Raw genomic sequence first — 7,740 nt, forward strand, 5'->3', positions numbered from 1 at the left:
GCTCGCCATGCCTTATGGCAGCGGTTACCAACCTTCTCGCAGAGCGGGAAGTGTTCAAACAAAGGATGAGGCTATGGTTCAAGTTCGCAAACTGGTGTTAGCAATAGCGGCCGCCTCGGCGCTGTCCTCCGGTATGGCGCAGGCGCTGCAACTTGGGGAGATGACCCTCAAGTCGAAGTTGAACCAGCCGCTGTCGGTGGAAATCGAATTGCGCGATGTGGGCGGCCTCACGGCGTCCGAGATCACCCCCAGCCTGGCTTCGGCCCAGGCCTTCGTGGATGCGGGTGTCGACCGCCAGGCGTTTCTCGATGACCTGACGTTCACGCCGGTGATCAACCCCGAAGGTCGCAGCGTGGTACGTGTGACCTCCAGCAAGCCGTTGCCCGATTCCTACGTGCGTTTCCTGATGCAGGTGCAATGGCCCAATGGCCGCTTGATGCGTGACTACAGTGTGCTGCTCGACCCGGCCAAGTTTGACCAGCCGGCACCGACTGCCAGCGCGCCGGCCAGCTCTGCGCCTGCCACTGGCACGCTTGCCCGGCACACCACCACGCCCCACGATACCTTGTGGGAGATTGCCGCGAAGAACCGTCATGGCGCCTCGGTCCAGCAAACGATGCTGGCTATCCAGGCGCTTAACCCGGATGCCTTTGTCGACGGCAACATCAACCGCCTGAAAACCGGCCAGGTGCTGCGCCTGCCGGATATCACCCAAAGTACAGCCCTGGCACAGCCGCAAGCGCTTGCCGAAGTGAGTGCGCAGAACGCCGCTTGGCGCCAGGGCCGTCGTAGTCCTCAGGGGCAAGTGGCTGGTAAGCCGCAGTTGGATGCAACCCGGCGCACCCAGGCCGGCAATGCGCCGTCGAGCACACAGGCCAAGGACAATTTGAGCCTGGTATCGGCGCAAGCCGCCAAGAAAGGTGGCAAAGGCGCAGCCGGGGACAGCCGCGCCCTGAGCGACAAGCTGGCGATGACCCAGGAAGAGCTCGACACCACGCGGCGCGACAACGAAGAACTGAAAAGCCGTGCCGCGGACCTGCAAAGCCAGCTGGACAAGCTGCAGAAGCTGATCCAACTGAAGAATGACCAATTGGCTCGTTTGCAGGCGCAAACGGGTGAGCCAGCCGCGATCCCCGCGCAGTTGCCCGGTGAGCCAGCAGCCGAGCCTGCGGCCCCTGTTGCAGCGCCAGCGCCTGAACCTGTCAAGCCGGCTGCCGCGCCGGCCAGTACCGAAGGCAAGTTCAATGATCTGCTGACCAACCCGATTGTGCTCGGCATCCTAGGCGGCGCGGCCCTGCTGGTGGTGCTGCTGCTTCTGTTGCTATGGGCTCGGCATCGCAATGCTCGCCGTGAAGAAGAGAAGCATCTGCGCATGGCTCGGGCGTTGGCCGAAGAGCCTGAGTTCGTTTCCAATATCGATCAAGACCTGCCGCCTGACAGCTTCGAGGGCCTTGAAGTGCCGCCGCCGAGCGTCAAGCTCGCCACTGCAGCGACGCCAGCAGCCGCACCCGCGCCAGCACCGGTGGTCGAGACGGTTGTGGCGCCGACGGTCGCCTCCGTGCTGGCGCCGTTGGCGGTTGCCGTGGCTCAGGAAAATTCCAGCGACGCCCTGGCCCAGGCCCAATCCCATATTGACCGTGGCCACCTGAACCAGGCGGCGGATGTGCTTGAACAAGCCATCAAGCACGAGCCCAAGCGCAGCGACCTGCGTTTGAAGCTGATGGAAGTCTATGGCCTGCAGAACAACAAGGACGGGTTCGTCACCCAGGAGCGCCAGTTGGTGGCCAACGGTGAGAACCATGCCCAGGTCGAGCAGCTCAAGGCGCGCTTCCCGGCCATGGCCGTGTTGGCGGCGGGTGTCAGTGCCGCAGTGGCCGCCGCAGCCCTGGATGCGCAATACGTCAAGGACCTGCTCGATGACAAGCCGGCCTCGGCTGCGCAGGCAGATACCTTCGACACCGATTTCGACCTGAGCCTGGATGACCTGGAAGCCGCCTCGCCGGCCGAGATCGCGCAAGACCAGCAAACCTTTGAAACACTGCTCAAACAACAGACCGAGTCTAAGGCCGACGCACAGGACCTGTCGGACTTTGACCTGGACCTGCAGCTGGACCCGCCCGCGTCGCAAACCGATGACGACTTCCTGTCGGGCCTTGAAGAGCAGATCAAGGATGTACCGCCGGTGGAGCCGCCGACCCTGACGCCGGCTGCGCTGGACGAATTCGACCTGCCGGAAGACTTTGACCTGTCGCTGGCGGACGAGCCGAGCAACCCTGCGGCCAAGCCCGATGCCTTCGCGTCGGAGCTGGACGACGTCAATGCTGAACTGGATCGATTGTCCCAGAGCCTGGAGCATCCGCCGATCGAGCCTTCCTTCACGGCTGAAGATGCCGCGCTGGGTGCTGAGGATGAGCCGGATTTCGACTTCCTCTCGGGCACCGATGAAGTGGCTACCAAGCTCGACCTGGCCCAGGCCTATATCGACATGGGCGATGCTGACGGCGCGCGAGACATCCTGTCCGAGGTGCTGACCGAAGGCAACGAAGGCCAGCGTGGCGAAGCCAAGGAAATGCTCGGCCGAATCTAACGGCCGAGGCAGAAAAATGTGGGAGCGGGCTTGTTGTGGCGAGGGAGCTTGCTCCCGCTGGGGGCGTAGCGCCCCTGAAAAGCCGGCTCCAGCTGCGCTGTCGAACGGGAGCAAGCTCCCTCGCCACAAAAAACCCAGATTAAAAGCCCCCTCTCATGCACCCTGACGCCCTATAATGCCCGCCTTTGCGCAACTCATCAGGCTCACAGTTCTTGGCAAATATAGATAACGCAGCTGCCGAAATGGCGGCCGCAGGCTTTTACCGCATCGCACTGGGCGTGGAATACAAAGGCTCGCGCTATCGCGGCTGGCAGCGTCAGGCCTCTGGGGTGCTGACGGTGCAGGAAACCCTGGAAAACGCCCTGTCCAAAGTCGCCAACTCGCCGGTGTCGCTGATGTGTGCCGGGCGTACCGATGCCGGCGTGCACGCGTGTGGCCAAGTGGTGCACTTCGACACCCAGGCCGAGCGGTCGATGAAGGCGTGGGTGATGGGGGCTAATATCAATTTGCCCCATGACGTCAGTGTCAGCTGGGCCAAGGTCATGCCGGCGCATTTTCACGCCCGTTTCAAGGCCATCGCCCGGCGTTACCGCTACGTGATCTACAACGATCAGATCCGCCCGGCGCACCTCAATGAAGAAATCACCTGGAACCACCGCCCGCTGGATGCCGAGCGCATGGCCGAAGCCGCGCAGCATCTGGTCGGGGTGCATGACTTCAGCGCCTTCCGTGCCGGGCAGTGCCAGGCCAAGTCGCCGATCAAGGAAGTCCACCACCTGCGGGTGACGCGCCACGGCAAGATGATTGTGCTGGATATCCGTGCAGGTGCCTTCCTGCATCACATGGTGCGCAACATTGCTGGCGTGCTGATGACCATCGGCACCGGTGAGCGCCCGGTGGAGTGGGCCAAGGAAGTGCTGGAAAGCCGCATTCGCCGCACGGGCGGGGTCACGGCGCATCCGTTCGGCCTGTACCTGGTGGATGTGGAGTACCGCGACGAGTTCGAATTACCGGAACGCTTTATCGGGCCGCACTTCCTCACCGGTTTCAGCGAACTTGGCGGCTGACGCCCGGAAAAGCTTTTGTTACCATCCGGGACTTTCTCGGTCCAACCCTGAGGTTCCTACGACATGTCAGCCGTTCGCAGCAAGATTTGCGGGATTACCCGCATAGAAGACGCGCTGGCGGCAGTCGAAGCGGGGGCGGATGCCATTGGCCTGGTGTTTTATGCCAAGAGCCCACGGGCGGTGAATGTGCTGCAGGTGCGGGCGATCATCGCTGCGTTGCCACCCTTCGTGACCACCGTGGGGTTGTTCGTCAACGCCAGCCGCTGCGAGCTCAACGAAACCCTGGATGCGGTGCCGCTGGATATGTTGCAGTTCCATGGCGACGAATCGCCAGAGGAATGCGAAAGCTATCAGCGCCCGTACATCAAGGCGTTGCGGGTCAAGGCCGGGGACGATATCGCCGCAGCCTGCGCCGCTTATACCGGCGCTCGCGGGATTCTGTTGGACACCTACGTCGACGGCGTACCCGGTGGCACGGGCGAGGCGTTCGACTGGACGCTGATTCCCGAGGGGTTGAGCAAGCCGGTCATTCTCGCGGGTGGGCTCACTCCAGCGAATGTCCAGGCGGCCATCGAACAGGTCCGGCCGTATGCCGTGGACGTCAGCGGTGGGGTGGAGCAGGGCAAGGGGATCAAGGACCCGAGCAAGATTCGCGCGTTCATGCAGGCCGTGCGCAACAGCAGGGGTGGGATGTGACGGCTGGCAGTCTGCCGCCGTCCATAACTACCACTGTGTAAAACAGCCCGGCGCCGCCTGTGGGTGGCCCGGAAACGAAGTGGCAACCCTGCGCTGGCAGGTTGTCTGGAAGGCTGAGGATACGGGCGGGAAATGGCAGGTCCAACGTCTGACCCCGTCCCGCCTGTGTCATCGCCACATATGAATTTAGCTCAAGGGCATACGCGGGGCTGTGTTCGAGCCACCGGTACTGGAGAAAAGAAAGCATGAGCAACTGGTTAGTAGACAAACTGATCCCTTCGATCATGCGTTCCGAGGTGAGGAAAAGCTCGGTTCCTGAAGGTCTGTGGCACAAATGCCCATCCTGCGACGCGGTGCTGTATCGCCCGGAGCTGGAAAAGACCCTGGACGTTTGCCCCAAGTGCAACCACCACATGCGTATTGGCGCACGCGCCCGTATCGACATCTTCCTGGATGCCGATGGCCGTAATGAACTGGGTGCCGACCTGGAGCCGGTTGACCGTCTCAAGTTCCGCGACAGCAAGAAGTACAAGGACCGCCTGGTCGGCGCACAGAAGCAGACTGGCGAGAAAGACGCGCTGATTTCGGTCAGCGGCAAGCTGCTGGGCATGCCGGTAGTGGTCTCGGCCTTCGAATTCTCCTTCATGGGCGGTTCCATGGGTGCCATCGTCGGTGAGCGCTTTGTTCGCGCTGCCAACTATGCCCTGGAAAACCGTTGCCCAATGATCTGCTTCGCCGCCTCCGGTGGTGCGCGTATGCAGGAAGCCCTGATTTCCCTGATGCAAATGGCCAAGACCTCAGCGGTACTGGCGCGTCTGCGTGAAGAAGGCATTCCGTTCATCTCCGTACTGACCGACCCGGTCTACGGCGGCGTCTCCGCCAGCCTGGCGATGTTGGGCGATGTGATCGTTGGCGAGCCTAAAGCCCTGATCGGTTTTGCCGGCCCGCGCGTGATCGAGCAGACCGTGCGGGAAAAACTGCCGGAAGGCTTCCAGCGCAGCGAGTTCCTGCTGGAGCACGGTGCGATCGACCTGATCATTCCGCGTGGCGAACTGCGCCCGCGCCTGGGCAGCCTGCTCGCGCAAATGATGGGCTTGCCGACGCCTGTGTACATCGCGCCTAAGGTCGAGCCGATCGTCGTGCCGCCGGTGCCAGCAAACCTATGACCCAACGTACCCTGGGCGAATGGCTCGCCTACCTTGAGCAGTTGCATCCGTCCGCCATCGACATGGGCCTGGAGCGCTCGCAACAGGTAGCGGCCCGCCTCGGGTTGGGCCAGCCGGCACCGCGTGTGATCACGGTGACCGGCACCAACGGCAAAGGCTCCACCTGTGCCTTTGTCGCCGCGCTGTTGCAGGCCCAAGGCCTCAAAGTCGGCGTGTACAGTTCGCCGCACCTGCTGCGCTACAACGAGCGGGTGCAGCTCAATGGTGTCGAAGCCACTGATGCCCAGCTGTGCGAAGCCTTCGCAGCCCTGGAGGCCGGGCGTGGCGACATTTCCCTGACCTATTTCGAGATGGGCACCCTGGCGGCGTTCTGGCTGTTCGAGCGTGCGCAACTGGATGTGGTCGTGCTGGAAGTCGGCCTCGGCGGGCGTCTGGATACGGTCAACGTGGTGGATGCCGACCTGGCCCTGGTGACCAGCATTGGTGTCGATCATGCCGATTACCTGGGCAATACCCGCGAATCGGTGTCTTTTGAAAAGGCCGGGATCTTCCGTCAGGGCCGTCCGGCGCTGTGTGGTGACCTGGACCCACCGCAACCCTTGCTCGACAGGGCGCGCGAACTGGATTGCCCGTTCTACCTGCGGGGTCGCGAGTTCACCCTGGACATCGGCCACACCCATTGGCAATGGCGTGGGCAGGATGCACGTGGCCAACGGGTAGAGCTGCTTGATTTGCCGTTGCTGAACCTGCCGATGGAAAACGCCGCGCTCGCGCTGCAAGCCTATTTGCTGCTGGACCTGCCGTGGGACGCCGCGCAGATCGCCGCGACCTTGCTGGCAACGAAAGTGGTGGGGCGCCTCGATCGCCGAACCTTCGACTGGCAAGGCAAGCGCCTGAGCCTGATGTTGGATGTAGGCCATAACCCCCATGCTGCGCAGTACCTGGCTCAGCGTCTGGCACTTACGCCGCCGGTGGGGCGTCGCCTGGCGGTGTTCGGGTTGTTGGTCGACAAGGACCTGGACGGCGTGGTTGCGCCACTGCTGGGCAGCGTCCAGTCTTGGGCCGTTGCGCCGCTGGATACGCCACGCAGCCGTCCTGCGGTTGAGTTGGAAACTGCCTTGCAGAACCTTGGCGCGCCGGTGACGTCGTATGCAAGCGTCACTGCAGCCCTGGAGGCGCAGTGTACGGTAGCGACGGCCGAGGACGAAATCCTGTTGTTCGGATCATTTTATTGTGTTGCCGAGGCGCTTGAATGGCTGGCCCGGCGCTCCACGGAGGAAGCTGCACATGGCATTACTGGATAGCGCATACAAGCAGCGAATGGTCGGGGCCCTGGTGCTGGTGGCGTTGGCGGTAATCTTTCTGCCGATGCTGTTTTCCCGCCAGGACGAACAGCGCCAGGTGGTGGTTGAAGCTCCCGCTGCGCCCCAGGCGCCGGTGGTGCCGCAGGTTCAGGTCGAACCAGTAGTTGTGCCTGAGCCTCAGGTGCTGCCGGAAGAACCTGAGCCCGTCGAGGAGGAGGTCGCCACGCAGCAGGCGCCTTCACAGGCCCCTTCGATGCCGGTGCAGCCAAGTGTGCCGGTGGTCAAGCCAGCGCCAGCCCCGGCTGTCGCCGCCAAACCGGCTGCACCGGCGCCAGCGCCCAAGCCGGTAGCGCCGCAGCCTGCAGCGCCTGGCAAGCCGGATGTGGGGCAGAGTCGCATCGACCCTAATGGCCTGCCGATCAGTTGGTCGATCCAGCTGGCCAGCCTGGCCAATCGCGAAAGTGCCGACGCCTTGCAGAAAAAGCTGCGTGCCCAGGGGTATAACGCTTATATCCGCAGCGCTGACGGCAAGAACCGCGTGTTTGTCGGGCCGCTGATCGAGCGTGCCGAGGCAGATCGCCTGCGCGATTTGCTGGGTCGTCAGCAGAACCTCAACGGGTTTGTGGTGCGTTTCCAGCCCGAGCGCGGCTGAACGGGCAATATGCTCTAAATGTGGGAGCTGGCTTGCCTGCGATGGCGGTGGTTCAATCGACAACGATGTCGAGCGTGCCGCCCTCATCGCAGCATAGGTATCTACATAACTCTGTTAGCTCAACGGTAACCACGATGTGAAGCGAGCCGCTCTTGATCTTGATCTGCTTTTGATCTTAGGCGCCCCGTTAAACCACGCTGGCGGATTACGGGCACACCGAGCCTAAGCGAGGTGCCGAGTGGTGGGGCAAGAGCGCTTTGCTTACTTT

6 protein-coding genes are annotated in these 7,740 nt (G+C 62.7%); all 6 read left to right on the forward strand.

All coding sequences use genetic code 11. The features are described 5' to 3' along the window. The first annotated feature begins 73 nt into the window (after positions 1-73). Positions 74-2,587 (forward strand): FimV/HubP family polar landmark protein, encoded by a 2,514-nt coding sequence (locus JJD66_RS25875; RefSeq protein WP_200649351.1) that lies wholly within the window; start codon positions 74-76, stop codon positions 2,585-2,587. Between the two features lie 242 nt (positions 2,588-2,829). Continuing rightward, positions 2,830-3,654 (forward strand): tRNA pseudouridine(38-40) synthase TruA, encoded by an 825-nt coding sequence (gene truA / locus JJD66_RS25880; RefSeq protein WP_003192549.1) that lies wholly within the window; start codon positions 2,830-2,832, stop codon positions 3,652-3,654. Positions 3,655-3,717: 63 nt separating this feature from the next. After that, a complete protein-coding gene (locus JJD66_RS25885) occupies positions 3,718-4,350 on the forward strand; it encodes a phosphoribosylanthranilate isomerase (RefSeq protein ID WP_200649352.1) in 633 nt (210 codons plus the stop codon). A gap of 245 nt (positions 4,351-4,595) precedes the next feature. Then, complete coding sequence (gene accD / locus JJD66_RS25890) at positions 4,596-5,516, forward strand: acetyl-CoA carboxylase, carboxyltransferase subunit beta (protein ID WP_200649353.1); 921 nt, start codon at positions 4,596-4,598, stop codon at positions 5,514-5,516. After that, positions 5,513-6,820: a bifunctional tetrahydrofolate synthase/dihydrofolate synthase gene (gene folC, locus JJD66_RS25895; protein WP_198716829.1), complete on the forward strand. Its 1,308-nt coding sequence runs from the start codon at positions 5,513-5,515 to the stop codon at positions 6,818-6,820. Before accD ends, folC begins: the two co-directional genes overlap by 4 nt. Next, entirely contained in the window at positions 6,804-7,472 is a 669-nt protein-coding gene (locus tag JJD66_RS25900; protein WP_198716830.1) for an SPOR domain-containing protein, read from the forward strand. The genes folC and JJD66_RS25900 overlap by 17 nt, the downstream gene beginning before the upstream one ends. Positions 7,473-7,740 lie beyond the last annotated feature (268 nt).

The organism is Pseudomonas sp. MF6751 (assembly GCF_016613265.1).
Classification (GTDB): Bacteria; Pseudomonadota; Gammaproteobacteria; order Pseudomonadales; family Pseudomonadaceae; genus Aquipseudomonas; species Aquipseudomonas fluorescens_BV.